This is a genomic window from Acinetobacter lwoffii (genome assembly GCF_024129715.1).
Taxonomy (GTDB): Bacteria; Pseudomonadota; Gammaproteobacteria; order Pseudomonadales; family Moraxellaceae; genus Acinetobacter; species Acinetobacter lwoffii_U.
In genome coordinates this window covers 1-16,697 of record NZ_JAMXXM010000009.1, presented here as the reverse complement: position 1 = coordinate 16,697, position 16,697 = coordinate 1, and the positions used below count along the sequence as shown (strand labels likewise).

Annotated in this window: 14 protein-coding genes and 1 pseudogene; 11 read left to right on the top strand and 4 right to left on the bottom strand. The window is 43.5% G+C overall.

Going from position 1 to position 16,697, the window contains the following annotated elements; all coding sequences use genetic code 11:
• The first annotated feature begins 356 nt into the window (after positions 1-356).
• Positions 357-962 (top strand): TetR/AcrR family transcriptional regulator, encoded by a 606-nt coding sequence (locus tag NI462_RS07920; protein WP_004280405.1) that lies wholly within the window; start codon positions 357-359, stop codon positions 960-962.
• Positions 963-1,055: 93 nt separating this feature from the next.
• Here NI462_RS07920 and NI462_RS07915 read toward each other — a convergent pair whose 3' ends face one another.
• The 4 genes from NI462_RS07915 to cysK all read right to left on the bottom strand — a co-directional run bounded on the left by NI462_RS07915 (position 1,056) and on the right by cysK (position 5,620).
• Positions 1,056-1,250 (bottom strand): heavy-metal-associated domain-containing protein, encoded by a 195-nt coding sequence (locus NI462_RS07915; RefSeq protein ID WP_253159930.1) that lies wholly within the window; start codon positions 1,248-1,250, stop codon positions 1,056-1,058.
• A gap of 78 nt (positions 1,251-1,328) precedes the next feature.
• Complete coding sequence (gene cueR / locus NI462_RS07910; RefSeq protein WP_253159928.1) at positions 1,329-1,739, bottom strand: Cu(I)-responsive transcriptional regulator; 411 nt, start codon at positions 1,737-1,739, stop codon at positions 1,329-1,331.
• Positions 1,736-4,435: a heavy metal translocating P-type ATPase gene (locus tag NI462_RS07905; RefSeq protein ID WP_253160021.1), complete on the bottom strand. Its 2,700-nt coding sequence runs from the start codon at positions 4,433-4,435 to the stop codon at positions 1,736-1,738. Before NI462_RS07905 ends, cueR begins: the two co-directional genes overlap by 4 nt.
• Positions 4,436-4,621: 186 nt before the next feature.
• A complete protein-coding gene (gene cysK, locus NI462_RS07900) occupies positions 4,622-5,620 on the bottom strand; it encodes a cysteine synthase A (RefSeq protein ID WP_180180759.1) in 999 nt (332 codons plus the stop codon).
• A 281-nt stretch (positions 5,621-5,901) separates the two neighbouring features.
• Here cysK and NI462_RS07895 point away from each other — a divergent pair, with 281 nt between their 5' ends.
• From NI462_RS07895 to NI462_RS07850, 10 genes and pseudogenes are all read left to right on the top strand, one after another.
• Complete coding sequence (locus NI462_RS07895) at positions 5,902-6,219, top strand: ArsR/SmtB family transcription factor (RefSeq protein ID WP_004647061.1); 318 nt, start codon at positions 5,902-5,904, stop codon at positions 6,217-6,219.
• A 214-nt stretch (positions 6,220-6,433) separates the two neighbouring features.
• Positions 6,434-8,182: a SulP family inorganic anion transporter gene (locus NI462_RS07890; protein WP_253159926.1), complete on the top strand. Its 1,749-nt coding sequence runs from the start codon at positions 6,434-6,436 to the stop codon at positions 8,180-8,182.
• A 328-nt stretch (positions 8,183-8,510) separates the two neighbouring features.
• Positions 8,511-9,707 carry a serine/threonine transporter SstT gene (gene sstT / locus NI462_RS07885; protein WP_253159924.1) on the top strand — a complete coding sequence of 399 codons (1,197 nt, stop codon included), beginning with the start codon at positions 8,511-8,513 and terminating at the stop codon, positions 9,705-9,707.
• A 42-nt stretch (positions 9,708-9,749) separates the two neighbouring features.
• Positions 9,750-10,424, top strand: coding sequence for a YoaK family protein (locus NI462_RS07880; RefSeq protein ID WP_004647063.1), 675 nt, complete (start codon positions 9,750-9,752; stop codon positions 10,422-10,424).
• 15 nt (positions 10,425-10,439) lie between these two features.
• The gene (locus NI462_RS07875) at positions 10,440-10,976 is read left to right on the top strand and encodes a DUF2058 domain-containing protein (RefSeq protein ID WP_253159922.1); all 537 of its coding nucleotides are present in this window, start codon (positions 10,440-10,442) and stop codon (positions 10,974-10,976) included.
• Positions 10,977-11,141: 165 nt separating this feature from the next.
• A complete protein-coding gene (locus tag NI462_RS07870) occupies positions 11,142-12,416 on the top strand; it encodes a mechanosensitive ion channel family protein (RefSeq protein WP_005266301.1) in 1,275 nt (424 codons plus the stop codon).
• A 226-nt stretch (positions 12,417-12,642) separates the two neighbouring features.
• On the top strand, positions 12,643-14,496 hold the full coding sequence (locus tag NI462_RS07865; RefSeq protein WP_253159920.1) for an ABC transporter ATP-binding protein: 1,854 nt from the start codon (positions 12,643-12,645) through the stop codon (positions 14,494-14,496).
• Positions 14,497-14,958: 462 nt separating this feature from the next.
• Positions 14,959-15,987, top strand: a complete 1,029-nt coding sequence (locus NI462_RS07860; protein WP_253159918.1) for an AraC family transcriptional regulator — start codon at positions 14,959-14,961, stop codon at positions 15,985-15,987.
• Between the two features lie 82 nt (positions 15,988-16,069).
• Positions 16,070-16,444: a glycine cleavage system protein GcvH gene (gene gcvH / locus NI462_RS07855; protein WP_004647068.1), complete on the top strand. Its 375-nt coding sequence runs from the start codon at positions 16,070-16,072 to the stop codon at positions 16,442-16,444.
• Between the two features lie 133 nt (positions 16,445-16,577).
• A pseudogene (locus NI462_RS07850) lies at positions 16,578-16,697 on the top strand (IS5/IS1182 family transposase); the annotation flags it as partial.

The window sequence follows — 16,697 nt, the reverse complement described above, 5'->3', positions numbered from 1 at the left end:
AAAATCACGTCTTCATGTTCAGTATGAGTGACTGAATATGCCAGCTTAATATTGATCTACTTTCCGTACTAAACCCTGATGAATATGGGCTTAAAACAGTCAAAGAATCTAGCTTCGTGCGCTGAAACAATAAAATAATTATACTGAAAATGGAATTTTATTTAGCAAAGTTGATCTCTAGGGTTCAGTTTTCTTGACAATATTTCTGTCTGCTCAGCATCGCTATTTTTATTTGTCAGCAGTTGCTGCATAAATATACAAAATGAGATAAATATCACGACCTTAGTTTTATAGCCATCGCGTGCAAAATTGCATATTCTTGAAAGGTTCTTTTTCGAAAAGTATGGACCAAGAAGATGACGACTGTAAGACAGCAGAACTTCCTTCTTCGTAAAGAGAAGATCCTGAGCATGGCGGAAAGCCTGCTACTGGATAATAATCAGGACATTACCCTGAGTGAGCTGGCCAGTGAACTGGACATCGCAAAAGGAACCATCTACAAACATTTTAAAAGCAAGAACCAGTTATATTTAGAACTGATTATTCTGAATGAAAAAAGAATTCTAGAAATATCAAAAAAGCATAATAACGATATTAAAAATTATGTTTCACAATATATGCTCTATCACATGCTCAATTCAAACCGAACCATCCTGTTGCATGTCATTGAAGAGCGTTTAACCAATAACGAAAAAAATCTGAAAGAGTTATTTCAGGAGCTTTATCGTATTCGTGAAGAACGAATTATCCGGATTAAAGACATCACCCATGATTATCTGGTGGCTTTAGAAAGTGCTATGTCGATTCGCGATTATTTGTCTTATATCTGGACAGTCACCTATGGCGCTTCGCTGTTATTAAATTCGACCAATTACCAAAAAGCGATTGGGTCACGTGAACGTCTGATTAAGCTGTATATTAATCAGGCACTCATGACGCCAGATAAAATCTCATCGGTATGATCACTAGAATAAAAAATGCCTGATTCAATCAGGCATTTTTTATTTGGCTGTATGAGTGCATAAGATCCCTTTCGCAATCTAACTCGACAATGATCAGGCTGCCACAGGCGGGAAACCATATTCGGTTAAAGCTGCAACAATCTCAGATTCACTGGCTGTCGATTCAACTTCAACCAGTTTAGTGGCCACATCAATATTCACAGTGGCATTTTCATCCAGATCTTTAATCGTAGCCGTGACACTGCGCGCGCAGCCACCACAGGTCATGTTTTCAATACGGAATTTCATGTTTAGCTCCATAGGATCGGTTTAAAGTTTATCTGATTCGGCAGACTATATTTAATCTGAGCTGAACTGCAGATCAGGTCAGTGCTGCTCAGGGACGACACCCTGTTCAATCTGTTTTAAAATCTGGCAGTCAGACTGTTCATTGCCGGCACATTGTTCCACCGATTGCTGTAATATCATCAGCATATGCTGCATATCGGCAATTTTCTGTTGTAAAAACTGGATATGTTTTTGTGCCAGCTGTTTAACCTCGCTGCTCTGGCGTGAGCTGTTCAGCCACAGGCCGAGTAATTCTTTCATCTGCTCTGAAGAAAATCCCAGTTCACGTGCATGCTGAATAAAACTTAATGTTTTAATGTCCGCATCACTATAAATCCGATAACCTGTATCACTGCGTTTCGGAGCCGGCAACAAGCCGATTTCTTCATAATATCGGATCATTTTTGCAGAGATGCCGGACCGTTTTGCGGCCTGACCAATATTCATCATACTGACTCCTTAAACTGCACCGGTTGATAAGCTTTTAATCTCAAGGCATTACTAACCACAAACACAGAGGATAGTGCCATCGCGCCTGCGGCAAACATTGGCGATAACAAGATGCCCCAAAATGGATAAAGCACACCTGCAGCAATCGGGATTAACGCAATATTATAGACAAAGGCCCAAAACAGATTCTGTTTGATATTGCGCATGGTTGCCTGACTTAAACCAATGCCTGTAGCCACATGCTGTAAATTGCCTGACATCAACACCACATCGGCTGCTTCAATCGCGACATCGGTACCGGTTCCAATCGCCATACCGACATCGGCCTGGGCCAATGCCGGTGCATCATTGATTCCATCCCCAACAAAAGTGAGCACGCCGTATTGCTGCTGGAGTTGTCGTACTGCATCGACTTTTTCATGCGGCAAAACTTCCGCAATCACCTGATCGATTTTCAACTGTTTGGCGATCGCCTGCGCGGTATGCTGATGATCACCAGTAATCATCGCCACTTTAAGACCTTGGTCATGCAAGGCCTGAATCGCGCTATAAGTAGTTGGTTTAATCGGATCGGCTACTGCAATAATCGCAGCCAGTTTCTGATTAATCGCTACATATAAAGGACTGCGGCCCTGATCACCGAGCTTTTGTGCAGTGTCTCTAAACAGATCGACATTTAAGCCCAAGTCCTGCATCAAACGTTCTGCACCAATATGCAGTTGCTGACCGGACACCTGTGCTTTGACCCCTGCACCAGTAATTGAATCAAAATCCGTCACGTCCATCAGTCCCAGCTCTTGCTCGCGAGCAGCCTGAACAATGGCGTGGGCAATCGGATGTTCTGACTTGGCCTCCACCGAAGCCACCAGCTGTAATACGGTCTGCTGATTAAAATCAGCGGTGACTTCAAAGTCGGTCAGCAATGGTTTTCCTTCAGTCAAGGTTCCAGTTTTATCCAGCGCGACGACTTTGGTTTGCTGCAATAACTGCAATGCTTCGCCCTTACGGAACAACACGCCCAGTTCTGCTGCACGGCCAGTTCCGACCATAATTGAAGTAGGAGTCGCCAGTCCCATCGCACATGGACAGGCAATAATCAGTACGGCGACCGCATTTACCAAGGCGTAGGTCAGATTCGGCTCAGGCCCAAACAGGAACCAGACCATAAAGGTCAAGGCCGCTAGCGCCATAACAGCCGGCACAAACCATAAGGTCACTTTATCGACCACCGCCTGAATCGGCAGTTTTGAGCCTTGTGCCTGTTCTACCATCTGAATAATCTGCGCCAGTACCGAATCTTGGCCGACCTTAGTCGCCTTGATTTGCAAGGTTCCGTTCTGGTTTACCGTACCGCCGACCACCTGATCACCGGCCTGTTTGGCCACAGGTAAAGGTTCACCGCTAATCATCGCTTCGTCGATATAACTTTGCCCGGCAACCACTTCACCATCGACAGCAACTTTTTCACCTGGACGGATTTCAATCAGCATCCCTTGTTGCACATCTGCAATTGCCAGATCAACCCAGTGATCATTCTGTTGTACCCGTGCCGTTTTCGGTTGCAAGCCGACCAGATACTGAATCGCTTCTGAGGTTTTACCTTTGGCTTTGGCTTCCAGATAACGCCCCAGTAAAATCAGCGCGACAATGACGGCGGCCGCTTCAAAGTACACATGTACGGTGGACTGGGGTAACAACTGCGGAAAAAAGGTCGCAATACAGGAAAATCCGTAAGCTGCAATGGTTCCAACAGCCACCAGCGAGTTCATATCTGGTGCCAGACGCAATAAAGCTGGAATACCATGCTGATAAAAACGCCGTCCCGGAATCATCAGCACCAAAGTGGTCAGCACAAACTGCAGATACCAGCTGTTCTGGGTTCCCAACGTATGGGCAATAAAATGATGAAAAGCTGGGATCAGATGTGAACCCATTTCCAGAATAAATACAGGCGCTGTCAGAATGACTGCAAGCCATAAATCTCGTTTCAGTTGTGCCGTTTCATTGGCTTTCTTTTCCTGAAAAGCATAATGGCTATCTGTCGACATATCCCTACCAGATTTTATGGTGGCCTGATAACCGGCTTTCTCCACCGCAGCAATCAAGGCCGGAATCTGGGCATGCGAGGCTTTCACCCAGGCAGTTTCGGTGGCCAGATTGACCTGTGCTTCGCTGACACCTTCTACTTTTAATAAAGCTTTTTCCACACGTGCCACACATGAAGCGCAAGTCATGCCTTCAATAGCCAGTTCAATGCGATCGCTCTGAATATCAAAACCGGCTTTTTGCATGGCTTGAGTCAGCTTGGACAATGGCACAGAATTGATCGCACTCACATGCGCCTTTTCAGTGGCCAGATTCACTTGTGCATCCAGCACGCCCTCCACTTTTTTTAGGGCTTTTTCTACGCGAGCCACACAGGATGCACAGGTCATGCCTTCAATGTTCAAATCAAACTGTTGCGTCGGTACATCGAAACCGGATTTTTCAATTGCTTGAACCAGCGCAGCGGCAGCAATCGGCTGCTGGCTTTTAATAAAAGCTTTTTCAGTCGATAGATTGACAGACGCCTCGACCACGCCTTCAATTTTTTTCAAGGCTTTTTCCACGCGAGCGACACAGGAGGCACAGGTCATACCGCCAATCTGCACCTGCTGCTCATATAAGCGGTTGCTATCTTGTTCTGCCATGCCCATCTCCATGCCTCAACTCACTGTTGAGCTTATAGCTTAAACATTCCCATCATGGTAAGGTCAAGTCTTTCATCTGACTATTTTAAAAATAATGCAGCTGTCTGCTGCGATTTAAAGTCACCCAATAAAAAAGCCCGAAGATGACTTCGGGCTTGTATGCCAGTATTTAAAATATAAAATGCATCAATGTTATTCGGCAGAAATATCTTCAAATAAGATCGAAGACAGGTAACGTTCACCACCGTCTGGCAAAATCACCACAATATTTTTACCAGCATTTTCAGGGCGAGCCGCCAATTGTGCCGCGGCTGCCATAGCCGCGCCACTTGAAATACCGACCAGGATACCTTCCTGAGCCGCCGTTTTACGTGCCCACTCGACTGCATCTGCGCTATTAATGGCAATCACTTCATCAACGAGGTCTAAATCCAGATTACCTGGAATGAAGTTGGCACCAATCCCCTGAATTTTGTGTGGTCCAGGTGTAATGTCTTCACCGCGTTTGGCCTGACCAATAATTGCAGACTCAGCGGGTTCCACCGCCACTGAATATAAAGGCTTATTTTTTACCTTTTCAAAGTAGCGTGAAATACCGGTAATGGTTCCACCCGTTCCGACACCTGCGACCAGAATATCGACATTGCCCGCAGTCGCTTCCCAGATTTCTGGGCCCGTAGTTTCTTCATGAATTTTAGGATTGGCCGGATTTTCAAACTGTTGTGGCAGGTAGTACAGTTCAGGATTTTCATTGACTAGACGTTGTGCTTCTTCAATCGCGCCTTTCATGCCTTTGGCCGGATCAGTCAGTACCAGATTGGCACCCAATGCTTTCACCACCTTACGGCGTTCAATACTCATGCTTGAAGGCATGGTCAAAGTAATGTCATAACCTTTGGCTGCCGCAACAAAAGCCAATGCAATACCGGTATTGCCGCTGGTTGGCTCGACAATATGCATACCGGATTTGAGCTTGCCAGATTTTTCAGCATCATTAATCAACGCTGCACCAATACGACACTTGACTGAAAATGCCGGATTACGGCTTTCAATTTTCGCAAGTACCGTGGCCGGAGCGGAAATCACACGATTAATACGAACAAGCGGTGTATTTCCAATCGCGTCTGCATTATTACTATAAACCGCTATACCTAAATTATTCGGTGTTGGAAAAGCTGAATCTGTACTCATGATGATATCCCTGATGTTATTGGTTTAAGTCGCTTAAACATCATACAAGCATTTTTTTGCTTTGTAGATGTTTGATGAAACTTGCACTTCATTGCACGAATGTGAACTAAAATACTTTCTGCACTATGCAATAAATTTATCTTATCTATCAATATTTAAAATATAATTTTAATTGATAATTCAATTCATTAAAAACCATAAAACTTAACTGTTTTTAGCAAGGTATTACGGGCTAAGACCCGTATAATTAGCGGGCTGTAACTTTATAATGGACATATTGAATGAAAACCGATTTTGAAATCACGACTATGCGCGATTCAGCAGAACAGGTCGTCGGCATTTTAAAATCTCTGGCCAATACCGACCGTCTTCTCATTTTATGTCATCTGTCTCAAGCGGAACTGAATGTTTCAGAAATTGAGGAAATAACTGAGATTAAACAGCCGACTCTTTCCCAACAGCTCATGATGCTGCGTAAAAGCGATGTGGTAGATACCCGACGCGATGGCAAACAGATTTATTATTCAATTAAAGATCAAAATTTGATTGTGGTCTTAAATACCCTTTATCGATTGTATTGCGGCAATCCAGCTAAATAAAGAATCTTTCTTTTTTCAGTCATCAAGATGAATTTCTTTAAACTCTTATTGATGTCGTTTTAAATCATTAAGATCACGATCATAAGTTTTCGAATGATACGTGACTGACCCAGATGATTCATTTTAAACATGAATCATCAAGAAGCTAGATCAGCTAAGACTTCTTAGCAGAATTTGTGCATAATATATCTATATTTGTGATTTAGACCTTTTTATGCCAAATTCCAAGTCTAAACTTCTGCATAAACTGCCTGCCTGGGCATGGTTAAGCCACTATACGCCGGTCAAATTTAAGTCCGATGTGCTAGCCGCCCTGATTGTGGTGGCGATGCTGGTGCCTCAAGGGATGGCCTATGCCATGCTGGCAGGATTGCCGCCGATCATGGGCTTATATGCCAGCATCCTGCCGATGATCATTTATGCGCTGCTCGGTGGGAGTTCGACTTTATCGATTGGCCCGGTAGCCATCATTTCCATGATGACTTTTGCTACGCTCAATCCACTTTTTGAAGTCGGCTCACCAGTCTATATTGAAGCTGCGACTTTATTGGCACTGATGGTCGGGATTATTTCCCTGCTTTTGGGATTATTCCGTTTTGGTTTTCTGATCCAGTTGATCAGTCATCCCGTGATTCAAAGCTTTATTATTGCCTCTGCCTTATTGATTGCGTTTGGGCAGTTAAAGTTTTTGGTCGATCTTCCTTTAAAAGCCAATAACCTTCCGGAGTTTGTCAGCAGTTTGCTGCAATATTTCCCGCTGCTGCACGTGCCGAGCCTGATTTTCGGCCTGTTCTCTATCGGTCTGCTAATCTATTTGCCCAAGTTATTAAAATCTCAGGCTGTACAAAGCCGGATCGGCTCTACAGATTTTCTGGTACGTGCAGTGCCCCTGATTTTGGTGTGTCTGGGGATTGCGGCGATTGTCTTTCTGGATTTAAAGCTTCAGGGTATTAAAACGGTCGGTGCAATTCCTTCCGGTTTTCCGCCCTTGTCCTTTCCACACTGGAACTGGGAACTGGTGATGACCTTGTTACCAGGTGCCAGCATGATCGCCATGATCAGCTTTGTGGAATCCTTGTCGATTGCTCAAGCTACGGCCTTACAGCAACGCAGTCATTTAAACAGTAATCAGGAACTGATCGCGCTCGGTCTGGCCAATATCAGTGCAGGCGTGAGTTCAGCTTTTCCGGTAACGGGCAGCCTGTCGCGGACGGTGGTGAATGCCGATGCCGGTGCCAAATCACCTATGGTCGGTGTTTTATCCTCTATTCTGATTATTTTTGTGAGCCTGTTCTTTACCGGATTTTTTGAAGATCTGCCGCTGACCATTCTGGCCGCGACGATTATTGTTTCCATCTGGAAGCTGGTTAATTTCCAGCCATTTTTTGATGCCTGGCGTTATTCCAAGGCAGATGGCCTTGCCATGTGGATTACCTTTCTCGGCGTTGTTCTGATTGATATTTCCACCGGTTTGATTATTGGAATCGTGTCGACCTTTGTGCTGATGCTATGGCGAATCAGCCGGCCGCATATTGCGGTCGTCGGTCTGGTCGAAGGAACCCAGCATTTTCGCAATATTCAGCGGCATCAGGTCAGTACCTCCGATCGGGTGCTGTCACTGCGGATTGATGAGAATCTGACATTTCTGAATGCCAATAGCTTTAAAGGTTATCTGATCAATGAGATCAGCCTGAATGACCAGCTGCAACATGTGATTATCAACTGTTCCAGCATCAGTGCGATTGATCTGAGTGCCCTGGAAATGCTGGAAGATTTAAATGCAGAACTGGCCAAACTGGATATTCGTCTGCATTTTGCCGAAGTCAAAGGCCCGGTTATGGACAAACTGCAAGCTTCTAAATTGATGACGCATCTGAGCGGGCGCATTTATCTGACCCATTTTCAGGCGATTCAGGATCTGGCGCCAGAGATCTTTGAGCAGCATAAAGATTATATGATTTAAAATAGCAGATACTGGAACTTATGGCCGGAAATTCCGACCGGTCATAAGTGCAGTCTTTTCTGAATTTTCAAATATAATTTGAATTTATCTATTTAACTTTGATATTTATTTCATGAATACAATTTTAAAAGTGGTGATTTATTCATCATTTTAAGAAGTTTTTCTTCAATATAAGCAATGTTTTAAACCCGTTAATTTTAGAATACATCAATAATATCAATATCTTGGTTTTTATATAAAAATATATTTTAAGCCTTGTTTAAATTAAGTATAAAATAGCGCAACTTTTTCCCAAATTTAGCCCTCGTAATTTTCACAAGGCAACCTTATGTTTTCTGCCCTTATGCGCATGAGCTTAGTCTCTCGAATCATCATCGCCATTATTTTAGGTGTGGGTGTGGCTGTGGTATTTCCCGAAGCTACTCCCTCATTAAGCCTATTGGGCGACCTGTTTATTAAAGCCTTGAAGTCTGTTGCACCGATTCTGGTTTTCATTTTAGTTTTAGCTTCTATCGCGAATTTTAAAGTGGGCCAATCCAACGCCGCCATCAAACCGATTATGCTGATGTATGCGGTCGGCATGTTCCTTGCTGCGCTGAGCGCTGTGGTGTCGAGCATCTTATTTCCAAGTACGCTGTTCCTGGATATTGCTGCACAAGCTGAATTACAGCCACCTGGCAGTCTGGTAGAAATCCTGAAGAATTTACTGCTCAGTTTTGTCGCCAACCCGGTTGTTGCAATTGCTGAAGCAAACTTTATTGGCATTCTGGCCTGGTCAGTGGCATTAGGCATCGCTTTCCGTCATGCATCGGATAGCACCAAAACGCTTTTGAATGATGCAGCCTTTGCAGTGAATTATGTGATTCGTTTAGTGATCAGCTTTGCACCTTTGGGTATTTTTGGTCTGGTTGCAGTGACTTTTGCTGAATCTGGTCTGGATACGCTGACCAGTTACGTACATTTACTTGCTGTGTTGCTCGGAACGATGGTTTTCGTTGCACTGGTAATTAATCCGCTTCTGGTTGCCTTAATGACACGCAACAACCCGTATCCACTGGTATTCACTTGCTTGCGCGAAAGTGGCATTACCGCTTTCTTTACCCGTAGTTCGGCAGCCAATATTCCAGTCAATCTGGACTTGGCAAAACGTCTGGGCGTCAAGGAATCAACTTCAAGTATCGCAATTCCTTTGGGTGCTACGATCAACATGGCAGGTGCTTCTGTGACCATTACTGTATTGTCATTGGCGGCTGTAAATACTTTGGGGATTAGCGTCGATTTCAGCACTATGCTCATTCTTTCTGTGGTGGCAACCGTTTCGGCATGTGGCGCTTCAGGTGTTGCAGGCGGTTCATTACTATTGATTCCAGTTGCATGTGGCCTGTTTGGTATTTCTTCGGATATCGCCATGCAAGTGGTCGCCATTGGTATGGTCATCAGCGTATTGCAGGATTCTACTGAAACCGCGCTAAACTCATCGACTGATGTTTTATTTACTGCAGCAGTAGACCGCGCATCAAATTGATTTTATATTGATTAATCAATATGTTTAGCCAATGATGTTGTTATGCCATTACAGCGTTTACCTACCTGGGTACAATTAGGGGCGTTTTTTCTTGCGGTCAATGCCGGCATGATTAACGTCTTGGGTCTGGTGACGGTACTGCACCAGTCTGTTTCACATATGACCGGCAATGTCAGCATGCTGGCTATGGCCCTGCTGAACTGGCAACCAGAACAGATGTTGTATCTCTTTTTGGTCACACTCTGCTATGTCATTGGTTCATCCTATAGCGGACTCATTCTTGGAAATAGTCACTTTCGCTTGGGGCAGCTTTATGGTTACCCTTTAAGCCTGGTGGCTATTTTTATTTTGATCTGCTGGTTATTATTGCCCTATTTCCCGCGTTATGCCTTGTTATGGGCCTGTGTTGCCATGGGTGTGCAAAATGCCATGGTCAGTCATTATAAAGGTGCCATTATTCGCACCACGCATTTATCTGGCGTACTGACCGACCTCGGCTTGGCGATGGGCTACCGTTTGCGCGGTTTAGAGGTGGAATCACGACGCGTGGTTTTGCATCTGCTTATTTTGCTCGGTTTTTTAAGCGGTGGCATTCTTGCCAGCTGGCTATATCCTTATTTAAAATTAAATGCATTCCTGATCCCGGCAGTGCTGAGTCTGGTTCTCAGTCTCACGTATTGGGTGATTTATTTACGTTATCGACATCAACACGACTAATATCTGGACATTCTCATGGTTAAAAATGCATTGCAGGCACAATTGTTAAAGGCAGGATTGGTCGATAATAAAAAAGCCAAAAAACTGTCTAAACAGGCTGTGCATGAAAAACGCACCGGTGACGGTACCGAGGCTGAAATCAAGGCCAAGATTGAACAAGACAAACAGCAAAAAATGGCTAAAGATCAGGCGATTGAGCAAGAGAAAAAAGCAGCTTTGCAGGAAAAAGAACTCAAAGCCGCAATCATGCAAATGATTAATCAGCACAAAATCCGTGATACTGACGGCGATGCGGTCTATCAGTTTATTGATGACAGTAAAGTCAAAAAAGTCTATTTAAACCAGCAAATCTATAATGCACTGGTCGCAGGCAGTTTGGTCATTGCACGTGAAAATGATAGCTATGCGTTTTTGCCTAAAGCTCTGGCAGATCGTATCAATGCGAAAATGCAGGGCTTTATCATTGTGAATAATTCAGAGAAAAATGAAGAAACCACCGATGAAGAAGATCCATATGCAGCTTATGTTATTCCTGATGACTTGATGTGGTAAGCATCGCGATATCATTACTGAAATATCGAAGATCATAAACCGGCGAAGTCGCCGGTTTTTTATTTGTAGGCACTTTTATTGAACGATTTGCACCAATAGATATGTTTTAAAAAGTTATCCAATATTAAAAAATCTGATCCAAACCTATAAACTTGATCTAAATTTTTGATTGAAGAGAAAGATCGTTTGGAACAGTTTAATTTTATTCGGAATATTCAAGAATGGGCAAATCAGTACCCATGGCTGGAAATGCTATCTTCACTGAGTATTGTGATTTTACTGGCGATTCTTGCCAATCTATTTGCCAAACAGATTGTGGTACGCGGAATACGTCAACTGATTTCCAGAATGCCTTTTGCCAATAATCAGATTTTTGCTGAGCATAGCGTAATTCGCCGGATTGCCAATATTGTTCCGGCAGTGGTGATCATGAACGGGATTACCACGGTACCGCATTTATCTGACAAGGTTGAGTCCTTTGTGCAAATGGGTGCACAGGCTTTTATCTTCCTGACGATTGCCCTGGCTCTTGGTGAATTACTGAATATTTTTAACCTGGTCTATCAGCGTAATCCCAAGTCACGTAACAAACCGATTAAAGGTTATTTGCAGCTGGTCAAACTGATTATCTTTATTGTCTGTGGCCTGATGATTCTCGGCACTTTCCTGAAAAAGGATGTCTTTACCTTGCTGGCTGGCTTCGGTGCCATGGCCGCGGTGTTGATGCTGGTCTTTCAAAATACCATTTTGTCGCTGGTGGCGTCGGTTCAGATTTCATCCTATGACATGGTGCGTATTGGCGACTGGATCGAAATGCCCTCGCTGAATGCGGACGGCGATGTCATTGATATGTCATTACATACCATTACGGTACAGAACTTTGATAAAACGGTGACCACCATTCCGACCAATAAACTGGTGACGGATACCTTTAAAAACTGGCGTGGCATGCAGGAAGCCGGTGCGCGCCGAATCAAACGCTCGATTCATATTGATCAAAGCAGCGTGCATTTTATGTCGGCTGAAGAACAGAACAAGCTGAAAAATTTTATTCTGCTCGATCAGTACCTGAATACCAAATCAGAAGAGCTGGAACAATTTAACCTGCAACTGAGTCATCATTCGCAATATAACCAGCGTCGTCTCACCAATCTGGGAACTTTCCGTGCCTATGTAGAATTTTATCTGCAACAGCATTCGGGCATTAGTAAAAATCATTCCCTGATGGTGCGCCAATTGCAGCCGACCAGTGAAGGTTTACCGTTAGAAATTTATGCCTTTACCAATACCACCGCCTGGGTCGAGTATGAAAATATCCAGTCGGATATCATGGATCATCTGCTGGCAATTATTCCGGAATTTGGTTTAAAGGTGTATCAAGCGCCTTCAGGTCTTGATTTAAAAGAGGCATTTACTCAACCGTCTTCTATTATTACTTAAACACAAGTCATCCAATACCAAGCCTGAGGTGTTGCTGCATTCCAGGCTTTTTTATTTGATGAGATGTTTAAAACCTCACTGGCATAAATCTGGCTTTAGTTTAATTTTTATAATCTAAGTTTTAATTGAGTGAATCATTTTATGGCAATTTCACCCAATTACGGGCTTAAAAAAACAGAATCCTTTATAATTCCCGAAAAGCAAAATGCATGATAAGAGTACGATAATGTTTCGATGGCTTGAAAGACTGGTTGACCCCTATCCCACCAAAAATCTGAACCAACCTTTACCGACCAAGTTTTTTCCATTTGTCTGGCAGGCCGCCTATGGAGTCCGCCGTTATTTGCTGATTCTGGTGCTATGTACTGCTGGTGCTGCCAGCTTCGAAGCCTTACTGTATTCAAAAATTGGTGAGCTGGTGAACTGGCTCAGTAAAAGCCAGCCCGATACTTTTTTGGAACAGCATGCCAGCAATTTAACCTTGCTGAGTATTGTTCTTCTGGCCAATATTTTCTTCGCCAGTGCGCAATCCCTGATCAAGCATCAGATTCTGTATAGTAACTTTCCGATGCGTTTACGCTGGCGCTTTCATAATCTACTGATGAAACAAAGCCTGGATTTTTTCCATAATGATTTTGCCGGACGATTATCTGCCAAAGTCATGCAAACCGCTCTGGCAGTGCGCGAATTCTGGGTCATTCTGGGAGACATGCTGGCGTATGTGCTGATTTATTTCATCACCATTAATATTGTTTTAGGTGCAATTTCACCTTTGCTGATCATTCCACTAATGGTCTGGCTAGCCTTGTTTATCTGTGCCGCGTGTTATTTCATTCCGCGTTTGAGCAAAATTTCCAATGCTCAGGCGGATGCCCGTGCTGTTATGACTGGTCGTATCACAGATGCCTATACCAATATTCAGACTGTCAAGCTGTTTGCTCATGCCGGTCGTGAAAGCCAGTATGCCAAGACCTCTATGCAGGAATTTATGGTAACGGTATATAAACAGATGCGTCTGGGTGCCCAATACGAAATCAGTATTTTACTGCTGAGTGTAGTGTTATATGGCGGCGTACTGGGTACTGCGATCTGGTTGTGGATGGAAGGTCAGGCCGAGCTGGGCATTATTGCTGCAACTACAGCAATGGTACTGAAACTGAACAGTATTGCCGAATTTATGATGTGGCAGACCTCTGCCCTGTTTGAAAATGTCGGTACCATTCAGGATGGTATGAAAACTTTAGGCCGCAAAATTGCCATTGAAGATAAACCGGGTGCCAAAGAGCTAAAGCTCAATCACGGTGAAATCAAATTTGAAAATGTCAGCTTTGCCTATAATGATAAAAACGTGATTGATCAGTTTAATCTGACCATTCGCCCGGGTGAAAAAATTGGTATTGTCGGCCGTTCAGGTGCCGGAAAATCTACCCTGATTCAACTGTTGCTGCACTTTTATCATATCAATCAGGGTCGTATCTTAATCGATGGTCAGGATATTGACGATGTGACTCAGGACAGTTTGCGCAAGAACATTGCATTAGTGACTCAAGATACTTCACTGCTACATCGCACTGTCGCTGAAAACATTAAATATGGTCGTCCGGATGCGACTGATGAAGAAATGTTTGAAGCCGTACGTAAAGCCAAAGCGGAAGAGTTTATTCCTAATTTGACTGATTTGCGTGGCAAAAAAGGCTATGAAGCCTATGTCGGTGAACGTGGCGTGAAACTTTCCGGCGGACAGCGTCAGCGAATTGCAATTGCACGTGTATTCCTGAAAGATGCGCCGATTCTGATTCTGGATGAAGCGACCAGTGCGCTGGATTCTGAAGTCGAAGCAGCAATTCAAAACAGTCTGGACGACTTGATGCAAGGTAAAACCGTGATTGCCATTGCTCATCGCCTGTCTACCATTGCCCAGATGGATCGTCTGATTGTGCTGGATCAGGGTCGAATTGCCGAACAAGGCACGCATGATGAACTGGTAGCATTGAATGGCATCTATGCCCAGCTTTGGCAGCGTCAAACGGGCGGCATGTTGATTCAGCAACAGGTCAAAGCATCGAAAAATCTTGATTAATACAAAATCAGCAAGACGATTAAACCGTTGACGATTTGATTGTCTTCAATACTGAACAGGTCTGGGACAAAAGAAAACTTTGCCCAGACCTTTCTTTTTAAAATTTTCTCTACAGATGAACCTTAAGTTGCCATCTATCTGGTATTTTAATGAAATGACATAACTCTCTAGTTCTTAAAGCTCTCTGAAGAAGTCCTGTTCAATGATTAATAAAAACTAGACGAATCGTCCTGTCCTGAGCAAACAGATGCTGGGATGCGACTTGTTCAATAAAATAATTTTAATTTCATCAATAAAATTATGTGGTTTAAATTGATTTTAATGCTGAATTCAGGCTAATCTGCCAGTGGCACAGTCACAATCGCCAAAATTTTGTCCAACAATTTTAATGAAAAATTTGGCGGCTTCATGCCAATATCTATTTATAAATAAAAAAATTTGAATGAGTGCAACGGATCGCGCATGAAAACAATTGCTCCACGCCAAGACCAAGGAATTCCAGGTGTTTACGGTCTCCTGCTTCTCGATGTCATTTCCCGTTGGGGTTATAATAATGAGTCGCTTTTCCAACCTTTTGGCCTGACCAGTGAACAGTTGGCAGATCCTGATTTTCGTATTCCAACCCCTGTCGCCAACGAACTGGTCAAATATGCCCTGAAACTGACCGGAGAGCCGACCTTGGGTTATCATCTCGGCACACAGATGCGGATCTCGATTCATGGCTTTATCGGCTATGCCATTATGACGGCGAATAATATTACTGATGCGCTGGTACTGGCGAACCGATTTATTCAACTTCGCTTACCCTTCCTGCAACTATTTTTCTCGACCTTTGGTGCCAAAGCCACGGTACAGCTGCAAACCGATATTCAGCTTGAACCTCTGCGCACCGAAATTTCCATTGCCTTGCTGATTGGACTGATCAGTATGGCCAAGGCCATTACAGGTGTTACTGATGCGACAGGAGAAATCGATTTTGATTTTAAAAAACCGGAAGGTTTTGAACGCTTTATGGCAAAGTTCCCCACCCATCAATTCCGTTTTGAACAACCACATTTAATTCTAAGTTTTGATAAAAGTTACCTGATGAATAAGCTGGTACATGCCGATCCAATTGCCAGCCAGATTGCGATTAACCAGTGTGAAACAGAACTTTCTGCCTTGGGTGAGCGGCACCGGATTGCCATGCGTGTCCGTGATATCTTGACCCATGCCGAGCAACATTATCTGAGTATTGAAAGTGTGGCGGATCGCTTACATATGTCTGACCGCACCTTAAAACGTCAACTGGCGGCTGAAGGCACCTCATTTTCTACCCTTGTTGATGAAGTGCGTTACCGGCATGCTACCTCGTTATTATCCCGGACAGATTTTACCTTGGAACAGATTGCCGATGAATTGGGTTATAGTGATGTGGCCAATTTTAGCCGGGCGTTTAAACGCTGGAGTGGTCGCAGCCCGAGCAACTGGCGCAAAGATCCTTATTTATAAGGGAGCATAAGCCTTTTGTTTTGCTTAAAAAGAATGTATAAAACATGTCAAAAATGATCTTAAGATTTTTAAGGAGTTATCAATGAATCATCCTGCAGAATTAAAGTACGCAAGTACACATGAATGGGTGCGCATTGAGGGTGATCTTGTTGTGACCGGTATTTCCGACCATGCACAGGATGCGTTAGGCGATTTGGTCTATGTCGAAGCACCAGATCTTGATTCACATATCACTGCGGGCGAACAAGCTGGCGTGGTTGAGTCGGTGAAAACCGCTTCAGATATTCATGCGCCTGTGTCGGGTGTGGTGGTAGAAATTAATCCTGACCTTGAAGATGATCCAGATTTCATTAATGATGATCCATACGGCAAAGGCTGGATCTATAAAATTAAGCCAGATAATATCGCAGATGTTGAAAAACTACTTTCAAATACAGAGTATGAAGCCGGGCTTTAATTTTGATTTTGGATAAAAAAATCAGCCTGAGGGCTGATTTTTTTTGTTTTATCTAGGGTGTGTTGACACTTTTAGTTTAAAAAAATAGCGAAGTAGTAAAATCAAATCGCCAAACCCAATTTTACTATTCGCTATGCCTCGTACCATGCTGACAGATCAACACTGGCAAAAGTTGAAAGTTATTCTGCGTAATTTATCCATTCACCACAACTCAAATTTACGCAATTTTATTGAAGCTATTCTCTATAGAATT

Coding starts and splice junctions, on each gene's coding strand:
- cueR (WP_253159928.1), bottom strand. CDS start 1,739: ATGATGAATATTGGTCAGGCCGCAAAACGGTCCGGCATCTCTGCAAAA.
- NI462_RS07905 (WP_253160021.1), bottom strand. CDS start 4,435: ATGGGCATGGCAGAACAAGATAGCAACCGCTTATATGAGCAGCAGGTG.
- gcvH (WP_004647068.1), top strand. CDS start 16,070: ATGAATCATCCTGCAGAATTAAAGTACGCAAGTACACATGAATGGGTG.
- NI462_RS07895 (WP_004647061.1), top strand. CDS start 5,902: ATGAAAACCGATTTTGAAATCACGACTATGCGCGATTCAGCAGAACAG.
- cysK (WP_180180759.1), bottom strand. CDS start 5,620: ATGAGTACAGATTCAGCTTTTCCAACACCGAATAATTTAGGTATAGCG.
- NI462_RS07915 (WP_253159930.1), bottom strand. CDS start 1,250: ATGAAATTCCGTATTGAAAACATGACCTGTGGTGGCTGCGCGCGCAGT.
- NI462_RS07920 (WP_004280405.1), top strand. CDS start 357: ATGACGACTGTAAGACAGCAGAACTTCCTTCTTCGTAAAGAGAAGATC.
- NI462_RS07890 (WP_253159926.1), top strand. CDS start 6,434: ATGCCAAATTCCAAGTCTAAACTTCTGCATAAACTGCCTGCCTGGGCA.
- NI462_RS07880 (WP_004647063.1), top strand. CDS start 9,750: ATGCCATTACAGCGTTTACCTACCTGGGTACAATTAGGGGCGTTTTTT.
- NI462_RS07865 (WP_253159920.1), top strand. CDS start 12,643: ATGTTTCGATGGCTTGAAAGACTGGTTGACCCCTATCCCACCAAAAAT.
- NI462_RS07860 (WP_253159918.1), top strand. CDS start 14,959: ATGAAAACAATTGCTCCACGCCAAGACCAAGGAATTCCAGGTGTTTAC.
- sstT (WP_253159924.1), top strand. CDS start 8,511: ATGTTTTCTGCCCTTATGCGCATGAGCTTAGTCTCTCGAATCATCATC.
- NI462_RS07875 (WP_253159922.1), top strand. CDS start 10,440: ATGGTTAAAAATGCATTGCAGGCACAATTGTTAAAGGCAGGATTGGTC.